Source organism: Sorangium sp. So ce693 (assembly GCF_051521375.1).
Classification (GTDB): Bacteria; Myxococcota_A; Polyangia; order Polyangiales; family Polyangiaceae; genus Sorangium; species Sorangium atrum.
On the sequence record NZ_CP150347.1, the window covers coordinates 2,554,900 to 2,578,387 of the forward strand.

Annotated in this window: 20 protein-coding genes; 12 read left to right on the plus strand and 8 right to left on the minus strand. The window is 72.7% G+C overall.

Annotated elements, in window-relative coordinates:
• Positions 1-11: 11 nt before the first annotated feature.
• Together ftsZ and dnaJ are read left to right on the plus strand one after the other, a co-directional pair.
• On the plus strand, positions 12-1,280 hold the full coding sequence (gene ftsZ / locus WMF14_RS09765) for a cell division protein FtsZ (RefSeq protein ID WP_437800309.1): 1,269 nt from the start codon (positions 12-14) through the stop codon (positions 1,278-1,280).
• A 151-nt stretch (positions 1,281-1,431) separates the two neighbouring features.
• Positions 1,432-2,517 (plus strand): molecular chaperone DnaJ, encoded by a 1,086-nt coding sequence (dnaJ, locus tag WMF14_RS09770; RefSeq protein ID WP_437800311.1) that lies wholly within the window; start codon positions 1,432-1,434, stop codon positions 2,515-2,517.
• 144 nt (positions 2,518-2,661) lie between these two features.
• On the opposite strand, the gene WMF14_RS09775 is transcribed toward dnaJ, so the two are convergent.
• From WMF14_RS09775 to WMF14_RS09795, 5 genes are all read right to left on the minus strand, one after another.
• Positions 2,662-3,828: a PrsW family intramembrane metalloprotease gene (locus WMF14_RS09775; protein ID WP_437800313.1), complete on the minus strand. Its 1,167-nt coding sequence runs from the start codon at positions 3,826-3,828 to the stop codon at positions 2,662-2,664.
• Between the two features lie 40 nt (positions 3,829-3,868).
• Complete coding sequence (locus WMF14_RS09780) at positions 3,869-4,741, minus strand: hypothetical protein (RefSeq protein ID WP_437800315.1); 873 nt, start codon at positions 4,739-4,741, stop codon at positions 3,869-3,871.
• On the minus strand, positions 4,738-4,977 hold the full coding sequence (locus WMF14_RS09785) for a DNA gyrase inhibitor YacG (protein ID WP_272101358.1): 240 nt from the start codon (positions 4,975-4,977) through the stop codon (positions 4,738-4,740). Before WMF14_RS09785 ends, WMF14_RS09780 begins: the two co-directional genes overlap by 4 nt.
• Positions 4,978-5,125: 148 nt before the next feature.
• Positions 5,126-6,550 carry a trypsin-like peptidase domain-containing protein gene (locus tag WMF14_RS09790; RefSeq protein WP_437800317.1) on the minus strand — a complete coding sequence of 475 codons (1,425 nt, stop codon included), beginning with the start codon at positions 6,548-6,550 and terminating at the stop codon, positions 5,126-5,128.
• A 126-nt stretch (positions 6,551-6,676) separates the two neighbouring features.
• On the minus strand, positions 6,677-7,675 hold the full coding sequence (locus tag WMF14_RS09795; RefSeq protein ID WP_437800319.1) for a hypothetical protein: 999 nt from the start codon (positions 7,673-7,675) through the stop codon (positions 6,677-6,679).
• A 125-nt stretch (positions 7,676-7,800) separates the two neighbouring features.
• Here WMF14_RS09795 and tsaB point away from each other — a divergent pair, with 125 nt between their 5' ends.
• The 5 genes from tsaB to recO all read left to right on the plus strand — a co-directional run bounded on the left by tsaB (position 7,801) and on the right by recO (position 11,861).
• Positions 7,801-8,613, plus strand: coding sequence for a tRNA (adenosine(37)-N6)-threonylcarbamoyltransferase complex dimerization subunit type 1 TsaB (gene tsaB / locus WMF14_RS09800; protein WP_437800321.1), 813 nt, complete (start codon positions 7,801-7,803; stop codon positions 8,611-8,613).
• On the plus strand, positions 8,610-9,446 hold the full coding sequence (locus tag WMF14_RS09805) for a Crp/Fnr family transcriptional regulator (protein ID WP_437800322.1): 837 nt from the start codon (positions 8,610-8,612) through the stop codon (positions 9,444-9,446). The genes tsaB and WMF14_RS09805 overlap by 4 nt, the downstream gene beginning before the upstream one ends.
• 216 nt (positions 9,447-9,662) lie before the next feature.
• Positions 9,663-10,538, plus strand: a complete 876-nt coding sequence (locus WMF14_RS09810) for a tetratricopeptide repeat protein (protein ID WP_437800324.1) — start codon at positions 9,663-9,665, stop codon at positions 10,536-10,538.
• Between the two features lie 108 nt (positions 10,539-10,646).
• A complete protein-coding gene (locus WMF14_RS09815; protein ID WP_437328456.1) occupies positions 10,647-11,081 on the plus strand; it encodes a helix-turn-helix domain-containing protein in 435 nt (144 codons plus the stop codon).
• Between the two features lie 60 nt (positions 11,082-11,141).
• Positions 11,142-11,861, plus strand: coding sequence for a DNA repair protein RecO (recO, locus tag WMF14_RS09820; RefSeq protein ID WP_272101365.1), 720 nt, complete (start codon positions 11,142-11,144; stop codon positions 11,859-11,861).
• 147 nt (positions 11,862-12,008) lie between these two features.
• Here recO and WMF14_RS09825 read toward each other — a convergent pair whose 3' ends face one another.
• A complete protein-coding gene (locus WMF14_RS09825) occupies positions 12,009-13,181 on the minus strand; it encodes a hypothetical protein (protein WP_437800327.1) in 1,173 nt (390 codons plus the stop codon).
• Positions 13,182-13,395: 214 nt separating this feature from the next.
• On the opposite strand from WMF14_RS09825, the gene WMF14_RS09830 reads away from it, so the two are divergent.
• Both WMF14_RS09830 and hemH read left to right on the plus strand, forming a co-directional pair.
• The gene (locus WMF14_RS09830) at positions 13,396-13,815 is read left to right on the plus strand and encodes a hypothetical protein (protein WP_272101367.1); all 420 of its coding nucleotides are present in this window, start codon (positions 13,396-13,398) and stop codon (positions 13,813-13,815) included.
• 132 nt (positions 13,816-13,947) lie between these two features.
• Complete coding sequence (gene hemH / locus WMF14_RS09835; protein ID WP_437800329.1) at positions 13,948-14,850, plus strand: ferrochelatase; 903 nt, start codon at positions 13,948-13,950, stop codon at positions 14,848-14,850.
• Between the two features lie 14 nt (positions 14,851-14,864).
• Here hemH and WMF14_RS09840 read toward each other — a convergent pair whose 3' ends face one another.
• Positions 14,865-15,680, minus strand: a complete 816-nt coding sequence (locus WMF14_RS09840) for an SDR family oxidoreductase (RefSeq protein ID WP_437800331.1) — start codon at positions 15,678-15,680, stop codon at positions 14,865-14,867.
• A gap of 258 nt (positions 15,681-15,938) precedes the next feature.
• Here WMF14_RS09840 and WMF14_RS09845 point away from each other — a divergent pair, with 258 nt between their 5' ends.
• Positions 15,939-18,752, plus strand: coding sequence for a tetratricopeptide repeat protein (locus tag WMF14_RS09845; protein ID WP_437800333.1), 2,814 nt, complete (start codon positions 15,939-15,941; stop codon positions 18,750-18,752).
• A gap of 461 nt (positions 18,753-19,213) precedes the next feature.
• Here the strand turns inward: WMF14_RS09845 and WMF14_RS09850 are convergent, their stop codons facing one another.
• Positions 19,214-20,596 carry a sigma-54-dependent transcriptional regulator gene (locus tag WMF14_RS09850; RefSeq protein WP_272101373.1) on the minus strand — a complete coding sequence of 461 codons (1,383 nt, stop codon included), beginning with the start codon at positions 20,594-20,596 and terminating at the stop codon, positions 19,214-19,216.
• A 309-nt stretch (positions 20,597-20,905) separates the two neighbouring features.
• On the opposite strand from WMF14_RS09850, the gene WMF14_RS09855 reads away from it, so the two are divergent.
• Positions 20,906-22,045: a hypothetical protein gene (locus WMF14_RS09855; RefSeq protein ID WP_437800335.1), complete on the plus strand. Its 1,140-nt coding sequence runs from the start codon at positions 20,906-20,908 to the stop codon at positions 22,043-22,045.
• A gap of 30 nt (positions 22,046-22,075) precedes the next feature.
• Positions 22,076-23,470: a metallopeptidase family protein gene (locus WMF14_RS09860; RefSeq protein ID WP_437800337.1), complete on the plus strand. Its 1,395-nt coding sequence runs from the start codon at positions 22,076-22,078 to the stop codon at positions 23,468-23,470.
• Positions 23,471-23,488: the final 18 nt, after the last annotated feature.

The following is a 23,488-nucleotide window of genomic DNA, read 5'->3' on the forward strand; positions in this document are numbered from 1 at the left end:
GGGAGGAGTTCATGAGTTTCTCCATCGAGTTTGCCGACGAGCACACCGGGTACGACGCCCGGATCAAGGTCATCGGTTGTGGCGGTTCTGGCGGCAATGCAGTCAACACGATGATCAACTTCGGCCTCGAGGGCGTGGAGTTCATCGTCGTCAACACCGACGCCCAGGCGCTCGGCGCGAGCCTCGCTCCGACCAAGCTCCACATCGGGGCGAGCGTCACGCGTGGTCTCGGCGCGGGCGCCGATCCCGAGAAGGGCCGCAAGGCGGCGCTCGAGGACGTGACGCGCGTCAAGGAGTGCATCCAGGGCGCGGACATGGTGTTCGTCACCGCGGGCATGGGCGGCGGCACGGGCACGGGCGCCGCGCCGGTCATCGCGCAGCTCGCGCGCGAGGAGGGCTGCCTCACCGTCGGCGTCGTGACGAAGCCGTTCTTCTTCGAGGGCAAGCAGCGCTCGCGCCGCGCCGAGCTCGGCCTCGCGATGCTCGCGGAGCACGTCGACACGCTCATCACGATCCCGAACCAGAAGCTCCTCTCGCTGGGCGACGAGGACCTCTCGTTCGTCGAGGCGTTCCGCAAGGCGGACGAGGTGCTCTATCAGGCGATCAAGGGCATCAGCGATCTCATCACGCAGAACGGGATCGTGAACGTCGACTTCGCGGACGTGAAGACGGTGATGTCGAACATGGGCCGCGCGCTCATGGGCACCGGCTGCGCGAAGGGGCAGGGCCGCGCTCGCCTCGCCGCCGAGATGGCCGTCAGCTCGCCGCTGCTCGACGACATCTCGGTCGAGGGCGCGACCGGCGTGCTCATCAACATCGTCGGCGGCCCCGACATGCGGATGCGCGAGATCGAGGAGGCCGCGACGCTCGTGCAGGAGCAGGCGCACGAGGACGCGAACATCATCTTCGGCGCGACGATCGACGAGAACATGGGCGAGATGATCAAGGTCACGGTCATCGCGACCGGCTTCGATCACCTCGTCGCCGAGGTCCCGCAGCAGCTCGCGAGCGCCGCGCAGCCGCGCGCCACCGCGCACTCCATCGGAGCGTCGCTGGCCGCGGCGGCCGGGCCGATGTCGGGCCGCTCCGCCCCGAGCGCTCCTCCCATGCCCATGACGCAGCGCCAGCCGCACCGGCACGAAGAGGTCGCGTACCCGACCACCCGCCGGCCCGCGCCGCAGGTCCAGGCGGCGAGCGGTGGCCCGCGCGACCGCGCGAGCTTCGTCCCTCCGCTCGACTCCGACTGGGACACGCCCGCGTTCCAGCGCCGGGGCCAGTAGCAGCGCCGCAGCCCACACGGAAGAACTCCCGGTGCGCAGCCACCGCGGGCGTTCACGCTGTATTACGCGTTGACAGGCGCGCACGACGACTTATGGTCAGCCGGCGCCTGTGCCCGCTGTCGGGCAGGATCGACGCGGCGGTCCACGATTCATGAGTGAAAAGCGCGACTTCTACGAAGTTCTTGGCCTCGCGCGTGACGCGACGCCTGACGACATTCGCAAGGCCTATCGTCAGGCTGCGTTGAAGAACCATCCGGACCGGAACCCCGGCGATGCGTCGGCGGAGGCCCGCTTCAAAGAGGCCACGGAGGCGTACCAGGTCCTCTCCGATGAGGAGAAGCGCAGGCGGTACGACCAGTTCGGGCACGCCGGTCTCGAGGGGATCGGCGGCGCGGCCGACGGCGACATCTTCTCTCACTTCCAGGACATCTTCTCGGAGTTCTTCGGCGGCTTCGGCGGCGGGCAACGCCGGCGGCGCGGGCCCGCGCGCGGCCAGGACATCCGGGTTCAGCAGCGGCTCTCGCTGCGGGACGCGTTGCTCGGCTGCAAGCGGGAGGTCGTCCTGCGGACGCCTGTGGCGTGCGACGACTGCTCCGGCTCGGGGGCGAAGCCGGGGACCAAGCGCAAGCCGTGCGGTACGTGCGGCGGCGCCGGGCAGGTCTCGACCTCGCGCGGGTTCGTGATGTTCACCCAGACGTGCCCTGAATGCTCGGGCGAGGGGTCTGTCATCAAGACGCCTTGCGCCACCTGCAAGGGGTTCGGCGCGGTCGAGAAGACGCGGAAGGTCGTCGTCAATTTCCCGGCCGGCATCGACGGCGGCCAGCGGCTCAGGGTGCCGGGGCAGGGCATGCCGGGCGCCCAGGGCGCGCCGCCCGGCGATCTGTACGTCGACGTCGATCTCGCCGCGGACGAGCGCTTCGAGCGCGACGGGCTCGATCTCATCACGCGCGCGCCCATCTCCTTCGCCGACGCGGCGCTCGGCAGCACGGTCAAGATCGACCTGCCCGACGACACGGCGGTCGACGTCGAGGTTCCGGCGGGCGTGCAGCCCGGCGAGGTGATCTCGGTCAAGGGCAAGGGCGCGCCCCGGATCGACGGCCGCGGCCGCGGAGCGCTCCAGGTGATCATCCAGGTCGAGGTGCCGCGGAACCTGTCGCCTGCGGCGCAGGAGCTGCTCCGCAGGTTCCAGGACGAGGTAGCCAAGCAGCAGCCGGCGGCGAAGGCGGCGACCGCGTAGCGCTGCTGGTCGACGAGCTGCGGCCAGCGCTGCGGCGTGGGGCGGCGGCGCTGCGCGGAGACGAAGTCGGGGACGCGCGGGCGCGGCGCCGACGACCGGCGAGCCGGCAGGATTTCCGGCGCTAGGCGTGAGCCTGCGCCGCGTTCAGCGCGTCGTGCCGATCCAGGCGCCCGCGCACGCGAGGCTGAAGGCGATGGGGGCGAGCGCGGCCGCGAACACGACGGCGACGGGCGCCGCGAGGCCGAGCAGCACCAGAGAGCCCAGGATGGCGAGCGCCGCCGAGGCGGCCGGCTCCAGGATGCTGCCCGTCGACGAGGCCCGGGCGACGAGATAGCCAGCCACGGGAAAGGCTGCGATCGCCCCTGCGACGAGCAAGAGGAGCGGCGCCGCCGCGGCGGTCGAGGCGTCGCCCCGGTCCACCGCCGCGAAGTCGACGCCGAAGCGGTGGCCGAGCGCGACAGCGGCCGCGAGCGCGGTCGTCATCACCCCGACCGTGACGAGCGCGCCGAAGGCGATCCACGTGAGCGTCACCGGTCGTTCGGTGCGCCTGAGCGCCTCGCGCAACGTTCCGAGCGACGGCGGAGCGATGCGCGGAAGGAAGCGGCGCTCCCTGCGCTGCGAGCTGTGCGGCGACGCGCCTCGGCGGAGCAGGTCGCGGGCCGCGAGGAAGGTCACGAGGCCGGTGCCGAGGAGCACCGGCGCCGCGATCAAGAGCGCGACCGGGCGGCACGCAAAGACGATGTAGTCGTAGGCGCCGTTAAGCAGCATCGCGCCGAGCCACATGGCGTTGAAGCGACGGCCGCCCAGCGGCCGCGTGCGCTCGCGGCCCAGCGCGTAGCCCCAGAGCGAGGCGAAGAAGAGGTGCGCCGGCACGGCGAGGAGGGCCCGCGCGATGTCGAGCGGGTCCAGCGGCCGGCCCCACAGGTACACGGCGTTGCGGGCCGACACGAACCCGAGCGCCGCGGCGGCCGCGTAGACGAGCCCATCGAACGGCTCCTCCACCGCGCGCAGCCGCGCGAACGGCGCGACCGCCGCCACCTTGAGCCCCTGCTCCAGCGGCGCCGTGACCACGAAGATGTAGACGAGCGTGACGGCGTCGAGCGCGCTGGCGGCCTTGTCGAGGCCTTGCCAGCGCTGGAGGAAGGTCTCGATGAGCAGCGCCGGCGCGAACGCGAGCGCGCCGAGCAACGCGGTCCCCACCGCGAACCGGCGCCTGCCATAGAGGCGCTGCGACCAGACGAGGAGCGCGGCCAGCCCTCCGAGCGGCGCGGCGACGGTGGCGAGCCAGAGGAGCGCGGCGGCGGCGTTCATGGGCGCGAGGGGCGGGGCGGCGGAGCTGGCTTCGCTGCGGCTAGAAGTGGAGCCCGGCGACCGCGGTCAGGGCGAGCGCCGAGCCCACGCTGGAGCCCTCGGCCGCGAGCAGATCGGCCTTGGCTTGCTGAGGCGCGGCGGCTCCGCCCTTGATCCGATCGATCGCGGCCGAGGAGAGCCCCGGCCTGGTCAGCGCCAGGAGCTCCCAGCTCGCGTTCGCGCCGATCGAAAAGACCGGCGACAGGTAGAGGTCGAGCCCGCCGGAGACCCTTCCGTAGAAGCCGCGGATCGCGATGGCGTCGGCCGCGCCGCTCACCGCGCTCTTGACGCTGCCGAGGCCGGCGTAGCCGAAGCCCAGATCGACGTGCGGGTCGAGCCTGCCGAGCGGCAGGTGCATGCCGAGCTCGCCGCCGAGGGTGAAGAGCTGCCAGTCGCTGAAGAACCCGACCCGTCCGCGGGCGCCCAGCGTGAAGTACAGGAGCCGGACGCCGACCCCGGCGCCGACGACGCCCCCGTTCGCCGCGCTCGAAACGAACCCGGCCGTGAAGTCGTCCTCGTCGATGTTGAACGTCTGGAGACCGACGTTCTCGTAGCCCCCCTCGACGTTCAGCCAGACGATCTCGAGGCCGCGCCCCGAGTCCCGCTCCTTGGCCTCGTCGAGGCGGTGCTCCGTGCCATCGGGGGCGGTGGGCTCTGGCTCGGGCGTGGTCATCGGAGGGGGCGGCGCCAGGCCTCCGGCCTGCATCGATGGATCGTACGGGTTCGGCTGCGCGGCCGCGGCGCCGGTGGGCGAGGCAGCGCCGACGCTCGTCGAGGTCCCCGGGAGCGGCTGCCCCTGCTGTGCCAGCGCCGCGGAGGTCATGGACGACGACGTGAGAACGGTGAGCAAGCAAAGCGCGCGACGAGCGATCATTCGTCCTCTTCCTGGATGTTCCCGTCGAGTCCGTCGGTTCGTCCCTTCGATTCCAGGGTCTCGGCATCTCCTGTCGATGAGACGGGCGGGCCAGGCACCCGGTAGCCACCGTCGAGCCAGCGGCCGAGGTCCACCAGCTTGCACTGAGGCGAGCAGAACGGAAAGACCGGGTTCTCGGGCCTGAGCCCCGCCGACTTGCGGCAAATCGGGCACCTCGCGCCTGCCAAAGCTCCCATCCGGCGTAACGTAGCAGCGTCCATTGCGGGCATGTAGCCCGCGCTCGGTGAGCAGCTGGCCCGCGCTCGGTGAGCAGCTGGCCCGCGCTCGGTGGGTGTGTCGCCCGCGCTCAGCGCGCTCGATCGAGCTCGCAGCCGTGACGCCCGCTCAGCGCGCCGGGACCGCGAGGTAGCGGGGCGCGCCGTGGCGCCGTACCCGCACCAGGAGATCCTGGTGTGCCGCCGCGCCCAGGCGCGCGGTCAGGTCGGCGCCGCCCCGCACCGGCGCGCCGTTCAGGTCGAGCACCACGTCGCCCACCTCGAGGCGGCCAGCCGCGGGGCTCCGAGGCGCGATCGACTCGATGCGCGCTCCTTCCAGCGCGTCGCTCGCCAGCACGCCGAACGGCGGCTGTTCGGCGTCCCTCGGCGCGCGATCGTCCGGCGCGCGCCAGCTCGGCGACGGCTCGTGGCGGGCCGACGGATCGAGCTTCATCGTCGCGCGCCGATCCGCGCCGTCGCGCTTGTAGATGAGCTCCACCTCGTCTCCCGGCTTGGCTCGCCGGAGGATGCGCGCGAGCTCGCGCGCGTGCTCGACGCGGCGCCCCTCGACCGAGGTGATCACGTCGCCCGGCCTGAAGCCCAGCCGCGATCCGGGGCCCTCCGGCTCGACCTCCGTGATCAGCGCGCCCATCCGCCCTGGCAGCCGGAGCACCCGCGCGAGCTGCGAGGTCACCTCCTGGAAGCTGATCCCGATGCGCCCCCGGTCCACGCGGCCCGTCTCCCGCAGCTCGGGCAGGATCTCGAGGACCTCGTCGATCGGCAGGGCGAAGCTGATGCCGCGGCCATCGGCGTGGATCGCCGTCGCGATGCCGATCACCTGCCCCGTCGCGTCGAAGAGCGGCCCGCCGCTGTTTCCCGGGTTGATGGCGGCGTCGGTCTGGAGGAAGCCGTCGAGGCTCCCCGTGCCCATGGGCCTCGACGTCGCGCTGATGATGCCCCGGGTCACCGTCGGTCCGAGCCCGAACGGGCTCCCGATCACGATGACGCCGTCGCCAGGCCGGACCGGCGCGCTCGATCCGAGGGAGGCGACCCTCAGCGACCTTGCTCCGAGCAGCTTCAACAGCGCCACGTCGAGCGTCGGATCCCGACCGACCACGGTCGCCTCGAAGGCGCGCTCGTCCGAGAGCTGCACCTCGATGCCGAACGCGTCGCCGATCACGTGATCGCTCGTCAGCACGAGCCCTTCTTCGGCGATCACGAACCCGGATCCGATCGCCCGCTCCACCCGCTGCCCACGGCCCTCGAAAGGGAGCGCCGGGCTCGCGCGCCCCTCTGGAAACGAAGGCGCGCGCAGGGTGATGATGGTCACCACCACCGGCCGCACCTGCTCGACCAGCGCAGGCAGGGTCATCGTGCTGCGGGCCGCCGGCGGCTCGGGCGGCGATTCCGCGCGCAGGACCGAGCACGGCGCGCTCACCGCGCCGCGGGGCGATGGAGGGGGCGAGAGCGCGGCTGCCCGGTCGTTGCAGGCAGCGAGCGGTGCGGTCCCGAGGAACCCGACACACGCCCATGCGGCAGCGCGGAGCCGTCCCACGCGCCCGACGTAGAGCCTCGAGGCGGGACCGCAAGCGCGCAAGGACCGCCCGCTGGAAAGCGCTCAGCGCCGCGGCCGAGCTGCCCCGTGGGCCGGACGAGGCGGCACGCGCGGCGCGCCGGCCGCTCAGCCAGGAGGCGCGCCTCGCGCGACCTCCGTGCGCACCACCTGGACGACGACCTCCACCAGGCGACCGCCGGGCTGGATGAACGACGCCTTGCCGCGCCCTCCTTCGAAGCGCCACGCCAGATCGGCAGGAGCGCCCGTCTCTCCTGCGCCTTCGCCGACGCGGACGACGGCGCTCACCTCCAGCGTCTGTTTTCCCGCCGTCACGGCGCCCCGGGCCACGGCGAAGGTCCCGGCGCCGAGCAGCGCGATCGTCCGCTTCGCCAGGTTGCTCAGGTGTCGCGCGGGCTCTTCCCCTCCCGGCTCCGGACGCCACGTCGCGATGTGCCCCGCGTCGTCGATGTCGATCACGAAGCGCGCCTTCCCCGCGCTTCCGGGCGGGAGCGTCGCCCAGATCGGATCCGCCTGGCACGCGGGCGGGATGGCCCTCGTGAAGGCGCGCCCGAGGTTGCGTACAGCGCTGACGCCGGCCGCCCCGAAGTCGCCCTCGCCGTCCTCTCCGGCGCCGGCGCTCGTCCGCGGGGCGGCGGAGCGCGCCGGTGCGCCGGCTTCCCCGCTCGTCGCGGGCTCCCGGCGTCGCTCTGCGGGCCGAGGCGTCGCCTTGGGCCGGGGCGTCGCCGTCGGCCGAGGCGCTGCCTGGCCGCGCGGCGCGGCCGTCATGGGCGGCGCCGGCTCGCCGCCGGCCTCTGCATGGCGCTCTGCGGGCGCCGTGGGCCGGCTGGCATCGGCCGGAGCGCGCGCCGTTGGCATGCTCGTCGGCCCGTCGCGCCCGGCGGCCTCGTCGCGCCCGCTGCGAGCGTCGCTCGGGCGCGCGGCGCCGCCGCTGCCTGGCAGCGCGGCCGTGAGCCCGGTCCAGAGATCGATCGGCTCGCGCTCTGCCGCTGGCGCGGCGGGATCGCGGGCGGGCACCTGCGGCGACAGCCGAGCCGAGCTCCACGCGCCCAGATGGACGAGCGTCGAAACGAGGAGCGCCGGCAGCATCGCTCGTTGATCGCGCATCGGCTCGCACCCCGCCCTTCGACCCCGTCGGACGGGCAGCGGCCCCAGCGCCTCGCTGAAGCTCGTTGCCCTTGGCCCGAGGTTCTGCCAGACAGCATCGCGGCTGCAACGTTCCCGAGCGCGCCTTGAAGCTCCTCGCCCTCTCGACCTCGACCCCGCGCGGCAGCGCCGCCCTCTTCGAAGCAGCGGACGTGGACCTGCACGCCGAGGCGGCGGCCCTGCGCGGCGGCGCCCTCTCCGTCGCCGTGGCGCCGGCGGCCGGCGCGCGGCTGCTCGCGGCGACGAGCTACGCCGACGTGCACGGGCACGCGGAGCGCATCTTCGGAGCCGTCGACGAGGTGCTCGCTGCGGCAGGCATACCGGCCGCGGCGGTGCAGGCGCTCGGCTGCGACGTGGGGCCTGGCTCGTTCACCGGGGTCCGGGTGGCGGTCGCGGCGGCCAAGGGCGTCGCCCTCGCGCTCGACGTCCCGATCGCCGGCGTCACCTCGCTCGAGGCGATGGCCGCCGCCGCCTTCGCCGCTGGCGCGGCGAGCCCCGGCGATCTGCTGGTCCCGCTGATCGACGCCAAGAAGGGTGAGGTCTTCCTGGCCGCCTTCGACGCGCCCTCGGCGGCGCCTTCGATCCCGCCGCGCCACCTGCCACGCGACGCGGCGTTCGATGTCGTGGCCGAGCTCGCCGCGGGGCGCCGCATCGTCGTCGTCGGCGCCGTCGCCGAGGAGATCGAGGCGCTCCGGCCGCTCGCCGTGCGGGGCGACGCGCTGGATTTCCCCCACGCAACATGGATCGGACGCCTCGCGATCGACCGGCTCCGGGCGGTCGCCGCGGGCGGCGAGCGCGGGTCAGCGGTGGCCCCGCACGATCCGGCGCTCCTGGAGCCGCTCTATGTGCGCGCGCCGGACGCGAAGCCGGCCGAGCTGGGATACACTCCGCCCCGATGATCAGCTCGCCTGAAGGGGACGGCGTCGCACCCGACGCGGAGCGCGAGGCCTCGAGCTCCAGCGACGCGGAGCGCGCTCCGCCGCCCGCCGCGGCAGCGGAGCCAGCTCGTTCTCCCTCCGTCCCCGCCGCGTCGCGCGACGAGCCCGCCGCGTCCTCCGCCCGCGTGGAGCCGGCCGAGTCGGGGCCTGATCCCGAGCGGCTCCGCGCCCGGTTCGGCCGCCCGTTCGAGGCCGGCGACGTCATCTTCCGCGAGGGCGAGCCCGGGACCGAGTCGTACCTCCTCGAGGAAGGGCGGGTCCGGCTCATCAAGAAGGTCCGCGGCGCCGAGCGCAGCCTGATGGTCCTGAAGCCCGGCGATCTGTTCGGCGAATCCGCGCTCCTCGGCGGCGCGGCGCGCTCGTCGACGGCGATCGCGCTGTCCCGCGGGGTCGCGCTCGCGCTCGATCAGGGCACGCTGCAGAACCTCGTCGAGCGCAACCCGGCCGTCGCGATGCGCATCATCAAGCAGCTCGTCGGTCGGCTCCGCGACGCGGAGGACCAGATCGAGATCATGATGCTCAACGACACGCAGTCGAAGGTCGTGAACGCGCTCCTCAAGCTCGCGCAGCAGTCGCGCGCCACCGGCAGCGCCGCCTCGTTCGCGATCTCGCCGATGGAGCTGTCCACCCGCGTCGGCCTCGACGTCGACACGGTGAAGCGCGCCGTCCAGCAGCTCCGGGAGGGCCAGTACCTGCGCGTCGCTGACGAGCGCCTCGAGATCCCCGATATCGAAGCGCTGCGGCGGCTGTTCGGCCTGCTGGGTCTCAAGGACGAGATCCGTGGCGAACAGTGATGAGCGGGAACCGCCTGCGCCACCATCCTATGCCGACCTGACAACTGCTGGAAGCCGAATCGGGATCGTGAGGACGCGCTGCGTCTTCCGGGGAGATTCGCGGGTTGACGTGACAAGCGGCCTGGTTTACTCAGGGGTCCCCGCAGGGCAGGCGAAGTCCCGCCCTGACAATGTGCCGCGCCGCGGCATCGTTCGGCAGCGGATTCAAGATCGCACATGACCTCGCAGCGACACAGGACAGCAGCGACCCGCGCGGGGTGCATCCGCGGCGCGGCCGCTGTCGTGTCGATGGGGTCGCTGCTGTCGTTTGCGTCGCTTACGTCGTTTGCGCCGCTCGCGCTCGCGTCGTGCGGCGGCGCGCAGCCCTCGACGCAGACGAGCGACGCGCGGTCGCTCGCGGAGTATGATCTCGCGCGCGACTCGTTCCAGCGCGGTCGCCTGCGCGAGGCGCTGGCGCACGTCGAGGAGGCGCTCTCGCACGACGAGGACAACGCCGAGGCGTCCTACCTCGGCGCGTTGATCCTGCTCGGCTTCTGCGCGGGTGATGCTCACTCCAGCGACTGTCGCTTCGACAGCGCCGAGAAGATGGCGCGGCGTGCCCTCGAGGCGAACCCGGAGATGCGGGACGCGAAGAACGCGCTGGGCGTCATCCTCGTGCATCAGCGGCGCTACGACGAGGCGATCGCGGTGCTCAAGCCGCTGACCGAGGACATCCTGTACGCCTCGCCGGAGAAGTCGTGGGGCAACCTGGGCTGGGCGTACCTGCTCAAGGGCAGGAACGACGAGGCGATCGACGCGCTACGCCGCGCGGTCGCCGCGCAGCCGCTCTTCTGCGTCGGGCAGTACCGGCTCGGGCTGGCCTACGAGAAGCGAGGCGAGCTCGATCTGGCGCGCGAGGCGCTGACGAAGGCGGTCGAGACCGACCAGCCGGAGTGCACGCGGCTGCAGGACGCGTTCGACGCGCGCGCCCGCATCGCCGAGAAGAGGGGGCTCGTGGACGACGCGCGCGCCGATCTCGAGCGGTGCCGGGAGATCGACGCGACGACGCCGGTAGGGCAGCGCTGCGCTGCACAGTTACAGACGTTGCAATAGGGCCTCGGCGCGCCGCTTTCCGAGAAGTTCCGCGGGGTGCGCTAGGGGGTTGAGCAACGGTTCTCAGGGTGAGTAGAGTGACGACCGAATGACGATGGGTGGAATGGGATGGAGTCGATCGGACGCTACCTGAGACGCACGCGTGAGGCTCGAGCCATGAGCGTGGAGGAAGTCGCCCGCGCCACGCGCATCCCGGTGATCTCCATCGAGCGAATCGAGGCAGATCATTTCGACGACCTGCCTGGCGAGGTGTTCGTTCGCGGGTTTTTGAAGGCGTACGCTCGCGCGGTCTCGCTCCCGATGGAGGAGGTGTTGGCCCGATACACGGCGAGCCGCCGGATCGCGCTGGTGACACCGCTGCCCATCGCGGCGCCCGCGCGCCGCACCCAGAGCAGGCGCTTCGGGGTCGCGATCGCGTTCGTGTTGTTGCTCATCCTCTTCACGCTGGCGCTCAGCATCGTGCTCAGGCCCCGCGGCCACGACATGCCGCCGGAGCTGTCGGAGGGTACCCGCGCGAGGGCGAGTACCTCCCTCTCGGTCTGAGGGCCAAATTTTCGCCGCGCGCTCGCGCGCGGTTCACGTCGTAACCCGCCGGTATCTGCCATGCCTCGATCGGTTCGCCCGCGGACGGAGCGCCTCCGGACCGGGGCGCTTCTGGTCCGGCGTGTACCTTTCGGTGAAGCCGATCTCCTGGTCGGGCTCTTCACCGAGCAGGGCGGGCTCATCTCTGCCACGGCGCGCGGCGCGCGCCGCTCGGCCAAGCGCTTCCCGGCGCTCGAGCCGATGCACCTGCTCCGCGTGACCCTGGAGATCCGTCCTGGCGCGGAGCTCGCCCAGCTCACGGAAGCGGCGATCGAGCGCCCGCGCCTGCGCCTCGCGGGGGATCTCGGGCGCCTCGAGGTGGCCGGGCGCGCGCTGCGCTGGGTGCGGGAGATCGCGCCGGCGCACACCGCCGAGCATGCGGCGTGGCGCGAGCTGAACCAGCTGCTCGACCGCCTCGACGAGGTGTCCACGCCTCCTCCCCAGGCGCTGCTGGCGGAGACCGGCCTGCGCCTGCTCGTCGCTTTCGGCTGGGGCCTCGAGCTCACGCAGTGTGTCCGTTGCGGGCGCGCCTGCGACGCGACGCAGTCGGCCTGCGCCGACCCGGCGCGCGGCGGCCTCGTCTGCCGGGCCTGTGGCGGCGGCCCTGTCGTGTTGCGGCCGGAGCCGAGGGAGCGGCTGCTGGCAGCGATGCTCGGCGGCGCGCCGATCCCGGAAGAGGACGTCCCGCTCGCGCTCGACCTGGTCGAGGGCGCGCTCACCGCCCACGCGAGCGGCAGCTGAGCGACGGCCACCCGCTTCGGATACGGGCCCACCTCGACGTTTTCGGTGCTCGGCGTACTGGAGTACGCCTGCGCGCCGAAAACGCCGATCTGGGCCCGTCTCCTGTGCGGGTGGCCGCCGCTCGGCGGCGCTTCTAGTGGTTCGGAGTCACGCTACGGCTCGCCAGAAGCGGGTCGCCGCGCGGGGGGCTTCGGGCGATCCCTCGATCTCCACGTAGGGCCGGCCGGGCGCGGCGCGTGGGAACGAGAAGCTGCCGGTGTTCGCGTAACCGTCGCCGAGCGCCTCGCGGTGCGTGTGGCCGAAGACGACCAGCTTCGCGCCTGTCGTCCTTGCGACGCGGCTGGCGCTCTCGGCCAGGCGCTCGGTGACCGTACCGGCGTAGCGGTTGTGCCCGCTCGCCCAGCTCGCGCCCATCAGCAGCGCGCCGAGCCCGAGCGCCGCGGCGCCGGTCCCCCGCGCGCCGAGCCCGAGCGCCGCGATCCCGGCGCCCATCGACAACGTCGCGATCACGCGATCGAAGTACAGCCGCGTGAACGTGCGCGCCGCGCTCTCCAGGGTCGGCGTGGCCCCGAGCCCGACGAGCGCGTCTGCCATCGCGCGCGGCACCCCGAGCTCGTGCGCGAAGCGCTCCATGGCCGCGGCCCCCACCGCGGCCTCGCCTTCCGCGCGGTAGAGCGGGCCGCTCTTCAACATCGCGCCGATCGCCGCGTGGAAGTAGCGGTAGATGACGTAGGGCGCGCGAGGGCCGTACCAGGTGAACGCCGACAGGAACAAGCTGAGCGGCGTCTGATCGTTCGCCTGCAGATAACGGTGCGCGCCGGTCGGCGCGATGAACTCCTCGACGAAGTGAACGCCGAGGCTGCGCTCGCCGACCACGAGCGGGTGAGCCGGGGCGTTGTCCGGATCGTACAGGTGGCCGTGCTCGAGGTGGATCGCCCCCTCGCGGAAGAACCAGGGCGTCGTCCGGATCCGCGACCGGGCCTCGCCGGTCACCTCGAGCGCCTCCGCCAGCGCCACGGGGAAGTCGGGCGCCCCGACCTCGGCGTCGTGATTGCCACCCGCCAGCCAGAGCTCGCCGCCCCGGTCGAGGTGCTCGGCGAGCGCCGCCCGCGCGGTCGGGTGCGCGAGCAGCGCCTCGCGCAGCGCGCGCGGCCGGGGCATCCAGGGCGACTCGGAGGAGAGATCGAACAGATCGCCCGCGACCACGATGCGTGCCCCCCGGTGGGCCTCCACGAACCGGGCAAGATCGGCGGTCACGTCGCGCGGCGTCTGGCGCACGAGATGGAGATCGGCGAGCACGACCGTGCGGCGCTGCGTCATAACCTTCCTTATTCATCACGTCCGCCCGGGCGCTGCAACTCGCCGCCAGCCGCGCGATCTCGGCTGGTGGCCCCGTGGAGGAGGGCTGCCCACCGAGCTCAGCGCTCATCTGTCGCATCCGTCACCGCTGCCGGGATGCAGCCCTCCGTCACCGTCGCCGCGCAGCCCTGGCACGGGCTCGACGCCTGCGCCGCTGCGTCCCATGCAAGCGTGCATGGAAGGCTCGGCGCGGACGCGACCCTCGGCCCAGCGGGTGAACGGTGGACTGCTCGCAGAGATCACCCGTGCCCTGGGGGGCAAGGACATCGAGGCCCTCTCCCGGATCTACGCGGAAGACGCCGTGATCGAGGAGGTGAGCAGCCGCGATCCGCCGGCCCACCCCAGCGTCACCCGCGGGAGGCAAGCGATCATGGAGCGGCTCAAGAGCGACCTCTTCCGCGATCCGGTCTCGGACTGGGAGCGCCAGCTCGATTCGACGGAGATCCTGGATGGAATCGAGACCGATGAGGGGCTGGCGTACATGGAGGTGCGCGTCTATGCGGCCGGCGATCGGGTCGTCGCGCAGCACCTGGCCCGCAAGAAAAACGGCCTCATCGGCCACGATCGCGTCGTCGTCGCCTGGGACGCGGACTGAGCCAGCGCCGGCGAGCGGCGGTGCCGTCCCACGCGCCGCCGAGGGCCGTGCTGCTCGCGCTGGCGGGGGCTGCGCTGCTCGCGCGGCGGCGAGGGCTGCGCTGCTCCCGCGGCGGCGATGTAGAGTGGCGCCGTGACCACCGCCGTCCTCCTCAGCTGCCACGGCACCGTCGAGCGGCTCGACGATCTGCCCGCATTCGTCACCAACATCCGCCGCGGCAGGCCGGCCCCGCCAGAGGTGATCGACGAGGTCCGCCGCCGCTTCCAGGCGATCGGCGGCTCGCCGCTCATGCGCATCACGCAGGCCCAGGCGGACGCGCTCGCCGCGAGGCTCGGTCTCCCGGTCGCCATTGCCGGGCGCCTCTGGCACCCGTATCCGGCCGAGGTGCTCGGCGCGCTCCACCGCAGCGGCGTGAGGCGCGTCGTCTCGCTGCCGCTCGCGCCGCAGTCCGTCGACGTCTACCACGCCGTCGTCCGCGACGCGGCAGCCGAGCAGGGCGGCATGGAGGTCCGGTGCGTGCCCGCGTGGGGGCTCGAGCCGGCGCTGATCGACGCCTTCGTCGAGGTGATCGACGAGGCGCTCGCGCGCGCCCCCGAGGAGAGCCGGGCGAAGGTGGCGGTGATCCTCTCGGCCCACAGCCTCCCGCAGCGGATCATCGCCGCCGGAGATCCTTACGAGCGCCAGTTCCGCGCGATGGCCGCCGAGGTGGAGCGCCGCATCGCCCCTCGCGGGAACCCGGTGCTCGTCGCCTTCCAGAGCCAGGGCATGACCGGCGACGCCTGGCTCGGTCCGGATCTGCGGTCGACGTTCGCCGGCCTCGCCGCGCGCGGCGTGCGGGAGGCGCTGATCGCGCCGATCGGCTTCGTCGCGGATCACGTCGAGACCCTCTACGATCTCGACGTGGAGGCGCAGGTATTCGCCCGTGAGGCGGGCCTCGCGCGGCTCTCCCGGGCGCCGGCCGTGAACACACGGCCTCGCTTCATCGACGCCCTGGAGGCGCTCGTCCGGCGCGAGCTCGCGCAAGCCGCGCCGTAGGCGGCGCCGCCGGCTCAGCGCCCGCTGACGCGGCGCTTGCGCGGGAGCCTCGACACGGTCGCGCGGAGGAGCCCCGGGGCGTGCCTCGAGAGCGACACCCCGAGCTTGCCGTGGGCGGTGACGATCACCTCGGCGCGCCGCGCGACGATGCCGTCCATGATCTGTCGCGCCGCCGTCTGCGCCGGCATGACGAGCCAGCGCGGCACGGGATCCTGGGCGCCCTCGTGCAGGTTGCCCGCGTTGTCGATCTGGCGGATCTCGCTCGCCACGTACCCCGGCGCGACGTGCGTGACCGCGACGCCCTCGGCGCGGAGCTCCGCGCGCAGCGTCTCGGCGAGGGCGCGCACCGCGAACTTGCTCATCGTGTAGGCGCCCACCGCGGGGACCGCGAGGTAGCCGAGGACGCTGCCGACGAGCGCGACGCCGCCGCGCGATCGCTTGAGCTCCGGCAGCGCGGCCTTCACGGTGCGCAGCGCGCCGAAGACGTTGGTCTCGAGCTGCCGGCGGAAATCGTCGAGCGCGAGATCCTCGATGCGTCCCGCCACGCTGAACCCGGCGTTCGCGATGGCGATGTCGATCCCCCCGAACGCCTCGCTCGCCTGCGCGACGGCGCGCTCCACGTCGCCGTCGCGCGTGACGTCGCACGGGGTCGCGAGCGCCTCGCCGCCGGACCGCCGGATCTCCGTCTCGAGCGCCTCGATCCGCTCGGTCCGCCGCGCCGCGAGGACGACCCGGCCGCCGCGCCGGGCGACCTCCCTGGCGAGGGCCTCGCCGATGCCCGACGACGCGCCCGTGATGAGAACGACCCGACCGGCGAGCGTGCTTGCCATGGACGCCCGCATACCACGATCGCGGGAGCGCGCGCCCTGGCGCGCCCTCGCGCGGTCGCGCATGCTCGGCCTCTCGCCGCTCGGTCGCGCCGGCGGCGTCGGTTACGATGGCCTCTCCCGGCTCGACCGGGCGCCGCGTCTCAGCGTAGGTTTGCGTTCGTTTTGCGTAGGTTTGCGAATGTTTGCGTAGGTCTGCGTTCGTTTGCGTGCGGTTGTGCACGATGACGAACGGTCGCGCATCGTTGCGCACGGGGTGACATGCGAAGCCACTCGATCCGCCGCTCTCTTGCCGCTCTCCTCGTCGCCGCCGCCTGCGCGGCCCCCGCTCCCGCCTCCGGCGAGCCGCCCCCCTCGCTTTCGCGCGTGGAGGCGCTCCTCGCGCAGGGCGACTATGCGGAGGCCGAGAAGGTCGTCCTCAGCCTCCAGGGCGGGAAGGAGCGCGCCGCGGCGCTGCTCGCGAAGGCGCGGATCGAGCTGCTCACGGGTCGCTACGACGACGCGGTGAAGACGGCGAAGGCCGCCGCCGCGTTCGGCAAGGAGGCGCGGATCGCCGCCGCGCCGCTCCGGGCCGAGGCGCTCGCGCGCCGCGGGAAGATGGCCGAGGCGATCGCGGCGGTGCGCGAGGTGGAGCGGGAGGACGACGCCCGCCGCGCGCGGCTCATGCTCGGCGAGCTCCTGATCGAGTCGGGCAAGCGGGGCGAGGCGCGCGCGCCGCTGATGACGATCATCGACGACTACAACGACGACAAGATCACCGCGAGCGACGCGGAGGGGCTGTCGCTGGTCGGGCGCGCGGCGCACCTGCTCCGGAGCGCGCGCGACGCGAACGACGCGTTCAACGCGGCCGAGAAGGTGGGCGGCAAGCAGCGGGTCGAGACGTTGCTCTGGCGGGCCGAGCTGTTCCTCGACAAATACGACCCCGGCCACGCCGGGCAGGTCGTGAAGGAGGCGCTCAAGCTCGCCCCGAAGGATCCGTTTTCCCGCGTCGCCATGGCGCGCGTCAAGCTCGAGAGCGCGATGGACTTCGGCGGCGCCGACAGCGAGGTCGCGCAGGCGCTCTCCGTGAATCCGAACCTCGCCGAGGCCTACTTCGTCCGCGCCGGGCTCGCGCTCCGCGACATGGACATCGACGCCGCGGACGCTGCAGCCGACCGCGGGCTCAAGGTGAACCCGAACGACCTCGAGCTGCTCTCGATCAAGGCGGCGGGCCGCTTCCTCGCCGACGACGCGGCCGGCTTCGAGGCCATCAAGGCGAAGGTGCTCGGCCTGAACCCGGGGTTCTCGCGGTTCTTCCAGATCGTCGGCGAGTTCGCGGAGTGGGAGCACCGCTACGACGACATCGTCAAGATGATGGGGGAGGCGACGCAGGTCGATCCGGACGACGCGAAGGCGCACGCCACGCTCGGCCTGAACCTGATCCGCGCCGGCGACGAGAAGAGCGGCGTGCTCTCGCTGCAGAAGGCGTGGGACAAGGACCGCTTCAACGTGCGGGTCTTCAACACGCTGAACCTCTACGAGAAGGACATCGCGACGCAGTACGTGACCGTCGAGGGGCAGACGTTCCGCGTCCGCTACCACAAGCAGGAGCGGGCGATCCTCGAGCGGTACGTGCCGCGCATGCTCGAGGAGGCGTGGGGCTCGATGGTGAAGCGGTACGGCTTCACGCCGAAGGTCCCGGTCTCGATCGAGCTCTACGCGTCGACGGAGAACTTCAGCGTCAGGACGAGCGGCCTGCCCAACGTGGGCATCCAGGGCGTCTGCTTCGGCCAGACGCTCGCGGCGCTGAGCCCGGCGGCGGGGGAGTTCAACTGGGGGAACGTGCTGTGGCACGAGCTCGGGCACGTCTTCGCGATCCAGCTCTCGAAGAACCACGTCCCGCGCTGGTTCACCGAGGGGCTCAGCGAGTACGAGACGATCGTGCGGCGGCCCGAGTGGCACCGCGAGGAAGATCCGGCGCTGTTCGCCGCCCTGAAGGGCGGGAGGATCCCGGCGGTCGACGGGTTCAACCGGGCGTTCACGCACGTCGACAACATCGAGGACGTGACGATGGCTTACTTTGCGGCGAGCCAGATCGTGGTCTTCATGGCGGGCGAGTTCGGCTTCCCGAAGGTTGTCTCGATGCTGCCCCGGTGGGCCGCGGGCAAGCGGACGCAGGAGGTGGTGAAGGAGTCGCTCGGGATCAGCGCGGAGGAGCTCGATCGGCGCTTCCGCGCGTGGCTGAAGCCCCGCCTCGAGCGCTACGAGAAGCAGTACGTCCCGGATCTGCACGCGCCGCCGCTCGACGAGGCGCGCAAGGCGGCGGCGCGCGCTCCGAAGGACGCGAAGCGGCTCGTCGAGCTCGCGCTCGCGCTGTTCGAGGACGGGCAGCGCCAGGAGGGCGAGGCGGTGCTCGCCGAGGCGCTCCGGGTCGACCCGAAGCAGCCTGACGCGACCTACCTCAAGGTGCGGGCGGCCTTCGCCGAGAAGAAGCCCGACGAGGCGGCGAGGCTCTTGAGCAAGATGATCGCCGACGGGAACGACGGCTACGTCGTGCGGATGAAGCTCGCCGATCTCGCCGAGCTGAAGAAGGACGCGGCGAAGATGAAGGCGAACCTCGAGGCGGCGTCGCGCCAGGATCCCACGCAGGCCGAGCCGCTCCAGGGGCTGTACGACCTCGCGCATCGGCAGAAGGACGCTGCGGGCGAGCTCTCGGCGCTGCGCCGGCTCGCGCTCCTCGATCAGCACGATCGCCGTGTCTGGCGGCGGCTGCTCCGGCTGCTCGTGGAGCGCGGCGCGTGGGAGGAGGCGCGCAAGGTCGGCGAGGGCGCGATCTTCGTCGACGTGGCGAACCCGGAGATCCACCGGCTCTATGCGCGGGCGCTGGCGCGCACGGGGCGGCACGTGTCGGCGATCTACGAGCTGAACAGCGCGCTCCTGTCCGGGTCGAAGCCGGGGGATGCGGCGGAGATCTACGGGGAGCTCGCCAAGGCGTACGCGAAGATGAAGCGGGACGACTACGCGAAGCAGGCGCTCGAGTACCAGAAGGCGATGAAGGGCGCGTCGCCGCCTGCGCCGCGGGCGATGCCGGATTGAGGCTCGGGGCTCGGGGCGAGGAGTGAGCGGGGAGGGGAGGGCGGAGATCCCGGCTGCACGCGCCGGAGGGGGTCTCCGCGCGGCAGGGCGCGGGTGGGCGCTCGGCCATCCGCCGAGGCGGGAGCGCGGAGCTTGCGCGTAGACCACCGCCCGGCATGTCTCCCTTCGGGCTATGCCATCTGGGACGTTTCGTCGCGCGCCACACAAGGCGCGCCTGAGACGTGGAGCCCGCTGGGACCTTATGGCACCTCGGTCGGTGCTCGCCGCGCCCACCCGCGCCCTGCCGCGCGGAGACCCCCTCCGGCGCTCACGGGGTGCCAGGTGAAATCGCCGCGCGCTGGGTGAAGATGCGCGGGTTCCGCCCGCCGGTGAAACGGAAACGGAAATGGGAAGGCAGCTGGGGCCCTCGGCGAACCGGAAACGGTTGCTGCCGCGAGCACGCAGACCTCTCGCGGCGCGACCTACTCGTCCTCCGCCTCGCCCTTGTCCCCCCGCAGCCCGAGCGCCTTGAACTTCTTGTACAGGTGGCTCCGCTCGAGCCCGAGCCCGCGGGCCGTCGCGGCCATCTGCCCTCCATGATGGCCGAGCGCCTCCTCCAGGATGGTCCGCTCCGCCTCCTCCGCGAGCACCCGGAACGGCACCCCCGGCCGGAAGAGCCCGCCCTTCATCGCCGCCTGCTGCCCTCCGAGGCAGACCTTCACGTCGCCCTCGTCGATCGTCTCGTCCGGCGTCAGGATCACCAGCCGCTCGATGATGTTGCGCAGCTCCCGCACGTTCCCCGGGAAGCTGTAGGCGACCAGCATGCTCATCCCGCCGTCCGTGAACGCCATCCCGGGCCGATCGTTCGCCTGCGTCGCGAGCGCGAGGAAATGCCGCGCGAGCAGCGGCACGTCCTCGCGCCGCGCGCGGAGCGGCGGCAGCGACAGCGGCAGCACGTTCAGCCGATCGTAGAGATCCGGCCGGAACTGCCCCTCCCGGCACGCCGCCTCGATGTCGCGGTTCGTCGCCGCCACCACGCGCACGTCGACCTTGATCGTCTCGTGCCCGCCCACGCGCTCGATCTCCCGCTCCTGGAGCACCCTGAGCAGCTTCGCCTGCATCGCGAGCGGCATGTCCCCGACCTCGTCGAGGAACAGCGTCCCGCCGCTCGCGCGCTCGAACTTCCCTCGCCGCTGCTTCGTGGCGCCCGTGAACGCGCCAGCCTCGTGCCCGAACATCTCGCTCTCGATGAGCTCGCTCGGGACCGCGGCGCAGTTCATCTTCTCGAGCGGCCCGCGCGCCCGCTTCGACGCACCGTGGATCGCGCGCGCGACGAGCTCCTTGCCGGTGCCGCGCTCGCCCGTCACGAAGACCGTCGCGGTCGCCTTCGCCGCGCGCGCGATCTGCTCGCGCAGGTCGAGCATCGCGCGGCTCTCTCCGATGAGCTCGCCGACCTGGCCGGTCTGCGTTCGCAGCGCCTTCGCCTCGGCCTCGGCGCGGACGAGGCGCAGGGTGTTCTCGAGCACGAGCAGCAGCCGATCGGTCGAGAGCGGCTTCTCCAGGAAGTCGATCGCCCCGAGCCGCGTCGCGCGGACGGCGGCGTCGACCGTCGCGTGGCCGCTCATCATCACGACGGGCAGCTCCGAGCCGGCGACGCGTATCCGCTGGAGCAGCTCCACGCCGTCGCCGTCGGGCAGCGAGACGTCGAAGAGCGCGATGTCGTAGCTCCGCTTCGCGAGCTTCTCCTCGGCCACCCCGACGCCGCCGGCGACGTCGACCGTGTAGCCCTCGAGCGACAGGGCCTTCTGGAGGGTCGTCAAGATCGCCCGCTCGTCGTCGAGCACCAGCACATGTCCGCGCGGCATGTTTGCCACCGTAGCGCGGAACCGCCGCGGCCGATGCCCGCCGGCTGCGCGCCGACGCTGGAGCGCGGAGCACCCTGCCGGAGCGCGGGCGCACTCCGCCGGAACCAGTGCATGGAACGGGCGTGGAGAGTGCGTCGAGCGCGCGTCGGCGGCGGCAAGAATCCATGGCCGCGACCCGACGCGTGAGGCGGCGTGAGGCGGCGTGAACACCGCGCGCTCCGGGACCAGCGACGCAAGGCCCGCTTCCGCGCCGCTGCGCGTGGAGAAAGGGGGATCCGGCTTGCGCGCGCTATGGTAGCTTGGCCCAGGATGTCTCCCGACGGTCTCGCGACGGCGGAAGGAGATCTGGAGCGGACGCCGTTCGCTCATCTTTTCGTCTATGCCGTCGAGCATCGGCTGACCGGCGCGCTCATCCTGGTGGAGCCCACGGGCGCCGCGCACACGCTGCGGATCGTCCGGGGGAACCCCGTGAAGATCCGTCCGAGCGACGGGTACGCCCGGCTCGGGGAGATCCTGCTCGAGGAGGGAGTGATCACCGCCGAGATCCTGGCGGAGGCGCTCGCGACAAGGGGCCTCCTGGGGGACGTGCTGCTGCTGTCGGGGTGCGTCGATGCCGCGACCATCGACTGGCTAGCCCAGGTCCAGTTCGTGCGGCGGATGATGCGCCTGTTCGATCTGCCTCCGGAGACGAAATACCGCTACTTCGACGGCCTCGACGCGCTGGCCGAGTGGGGGGGAGATCCCGCGAAGGTCGATCCCCTCGCGCTGCTCTGGGCGGGGCTGCGCGAGCACGGCGAGCGCTCGACGCGCCTCCAGCGGACCCTGGAGCGGATCGGGGCCGTGCCCCTCCGCCTGCACCCCGCCCTCGAGCCCGGCCGCTTCGGTTTCCGCGAGGGCGAGCTCGCGGTGATCGAGGCGCTGGAGAGCTCCACGCCCACGCTCGCCGCGCTCCTCCGATCCGGGGTCGCGCCGGAGCCGATCGTGCGCAAGCTCATCTACGCGCTGGCGATCACCCGCTATCTCGATTTCGGGACAGGCGGACCCGTGGGCGCGGAGCTCTCGTCGAGCGTGCCGCCCGCGAGCGCGGCGAGCCTGTCGCTCGGGCGCGTGCAGCTGCGCGCGACCGTCCATCGCGTGGGCGCGGCCGCGCCGGATCCGGCCGGCGACGGGGAGCGCGCGCCGGTGCTCGTTCGAGGTCGCCGCCGAGATCGTCCTTCCTCGGAGCCGTCGCCCGTGTCGACCGTGTCGACCGTCACCGGCGCGTCCCCGCTCAGCGGAGGCTCGCTCTCCGCGGCCGTGGCCGCCGAGCTCGCCAGCGCCGCCGGCCTCGACGTCGGCCGCGCGGCGGGCGAGCCGTCCGAGACCGACAGGGATCGCGAGCCGTGGGGATCGCTCGCTCCGGCCGACGAGGGCGCCGCCGGTGGTCCGTCGCGTCCCGAGGACCCCTGAGGCGAGCCACCCGCTATATAGGCCGCCGCGATGCCTGCGCCCGCGCGACGCCTGCTCCCCGCTCAGGTCCACCTCCCCTCCGGCGCCGTGGCGCGCCTGTCGGACGCCGCCGCGCGCGCTCACGCTTCATCCGTCTTCGGCGCTCCCGCACGCCGCGGCGTCGAGCGCGCGGCCATCGGCAGGTGCGCGCTCGACGTGCAGGTCCTCGCGGGCGCGTCGGTCCTGGCCGACGCGCGCGGCGTGCCGCTGGATCCTCTTGGCCTCCCGCTCACCGATGCCCATGTCCTGCGCGCGCTCCTCGCTGCGGCCGGCATCGTGCCCGAGGAGCCAGGCGCCTACACCTGCGAGAACTGCAGCGCCCCGTTCGAGGTCGCTCCGTCGAGCCTGCTGGAGATCGGGCCGTTCACCGACGGCGAGCTCGACGATCCAGAGCTCGATCGCCCGTTCGACTTCGGCGTCTCGCACCCGATCCCGGCGCTGCGCGTGGGTCGCGCCGTCTGCCGCGCCGTACGCCTCGTGGAGCGCACGGTCGAGGAAGCGATGCCGCTCCTCCGCCTGCCCGCCGACGGCGTCCTCCGCATCACGCCGTCGCTGGTGGTGGCCATGGGGATCGCGGCGCTCGGCCGCGAGCGCCGCGCGCCGGTGATCGCCGACGCGCTCGCCAGCGCTCCCGACGAGGCGTGGGGGGCGATCGTCGACGTCTACCATGAGGCGCGCTACCCCGCGCGGCTCGTCGCCGTCTACCGCTGCCAGGGCTGCGGCGCCCGCAACGATCTCGACGTGCCGCTCGAGCGGGAGCTCGCGCGCGCCCCGCTGCGCGCTGCTGGAGTGGACGGAGCGGACGCGGACGAGCTCGGGGAGCCCCGCTCGACGCGGGCGGGGACGAGGGCTCGGGCGAGCGCCTCGAGAGCCTTTCCGGATCTCGACGGCTTCGAGGCGCGCGTCCGCGCTGCGGCCGGACGCATCTACGAGGCCCGCGGCGTGCGGAACATCGATCTCTTCATCGACGCGGGGGTGCCGGCCTGCGACGACGGAGGCGAGCCGCTGCTCGGATGCTACACGCCCGGGACACCCGCGGACGCGCTCGGGATCGCCCATCCTCCGGAGATCCGGATCTTCTATCGGACGTTCAGGTCGGAAGCCCGCGAGGATCCCGGCTTCGACATCGACGCGGAGATCGAGGAGACGATCGACCATGAGGTGACACATCACCTGCACCATCTGGCCGGCAACGATCCGCTCGACGACGAGGAGCACGAGCAGATCGCGCGCGAGCAGGTGCGCCGGGTGGGCCACGCCGAGGCTGTGCGGCGCGCGCGGCGCAGCGCCCTGTCGGACGTCGCCGGCTTCGTGCGCGCGACGTGGCCGGCCTGGCTGATCGCGGCCGTCGGAACGGCCCTCGCGTGGTGCGCAGGCGGGCGCTGACGTCCAGCGCCGCGCGGG

Coding starts and splice junctions, on each gene's coding strand:
- WMF14_RS09805 (WP_437800322.1), top strand. CDS start 8,610: ATGATCAGCTCGCCTGAAGGGGACGGCGTCGCACCCGACGCGGAGCGC.
- WMF14_RS09785 (WP_272101358.1), bottom strand. CDS start 4,977: ATGGGAGCTTTGGCAGGCGCGAGGTGCCCGATTTGCCGCAAGTCGGCG.
- WMF14_RS09855 (WP_437800335.1), top strand. CDS start 20,906: ATGTCTCCCGACGGTCTCGCGACGGCGGAAGGAGATCTGGAGCGGACG.
- WMF14_RS09860 (WP_437800337.1), top strand. CDS start 22,076: ATGCCTGCGCCCGCGCGACGCCTGCTCCCCGCTCAGGTCCACCTCCCC.
- WMF14_RS09825 (WP_437800327.1), bottom strand. CDS start 13,181: ATGACGCAGCGCCGCACGGTCGTGCTCGCCGATCTCCATCTCGTGCGC.
- WMF14_RS09840 (WP_437800331.1), bottom strand. CDS start 15,680: ATGGCAAGCACGCTCGCCGGTCGGGTCGTTCTCATCACGGGCGCGTCG.
- WMF14_RS09780 (WP_437800315.1), bottom strand. CDS start 4,741: ATGATCGCTCGTCGCGCGCTTTGCTTGCTCACCGTTCTCACGTCGTCG.
- ftsZ (WP_437800309.1), top strand. CDS start 12: ATGAGTTTCTCCATCGAGTTTGCCGACGAGCACACCGGGTACGACGCC.
- dnaJ (WP_437800311.1), top strand. CDS start 1,432: ATGAGTGAAAAGCGCGACTTCTACGAAGTTCTTGGCCTCGCGCGTGAC.
- WMF14_RS09850 (WP_272101373.1), bottom strand. CDS start 20,596: ATGCCGCGCGGACATGTGCTGGTGCTCGACGACGAGCGGGCGATCTTG.
- WMF14_RS09775 (WP_437800313.1), bottom strand. CDS start 3,828: ATGAACGCCGCCGCCGCGCTCCTCTGGCTCGCCACCGTCGCCGCGCCG.
- WMF14_RS09830 (WP_272101367.1), top strand. CDS start 13,396: ATGGAAGGCTCGGCGCGGACGCGACCCTCGGCCCAGCGGGTGAACGGT.
- WMF14_RS09810 (WP_437800324.1), top strand. CDS start 9,663: ATGACCTCGCAGCGACACAGGACAGCAGCGACCCGCGCGGGGTGCATC.
- WMF14_RS09795 (WP_437800319.1), bottom strand. CDS start 7,675: ATGCGCGATCAACGAGCGATGCTGCCGGCGCTCCTCGTTTCGACGCTC.
- WMF14_RS09815 (WP_437328456.1), top strand. CDS start 10,647: ATGGAGTCGATCGGACGCTACCTGAGACGCACGCGTGAGGCTCGAGCC.
- WMF14_RS09845 (WP_437800333.1), top strand. CDS start 15,939: ATGCGAAGCCACTCGATCCGCCGCTCTCTTGCCGCTCTCCTCGTCGCC.
- recO (WP_272101365.1), top strand. CDS start 11,142: ATGCCTCGATCGGTTCGCCCGCGGACGGAGCGCCTCCGGACCGGGGCG.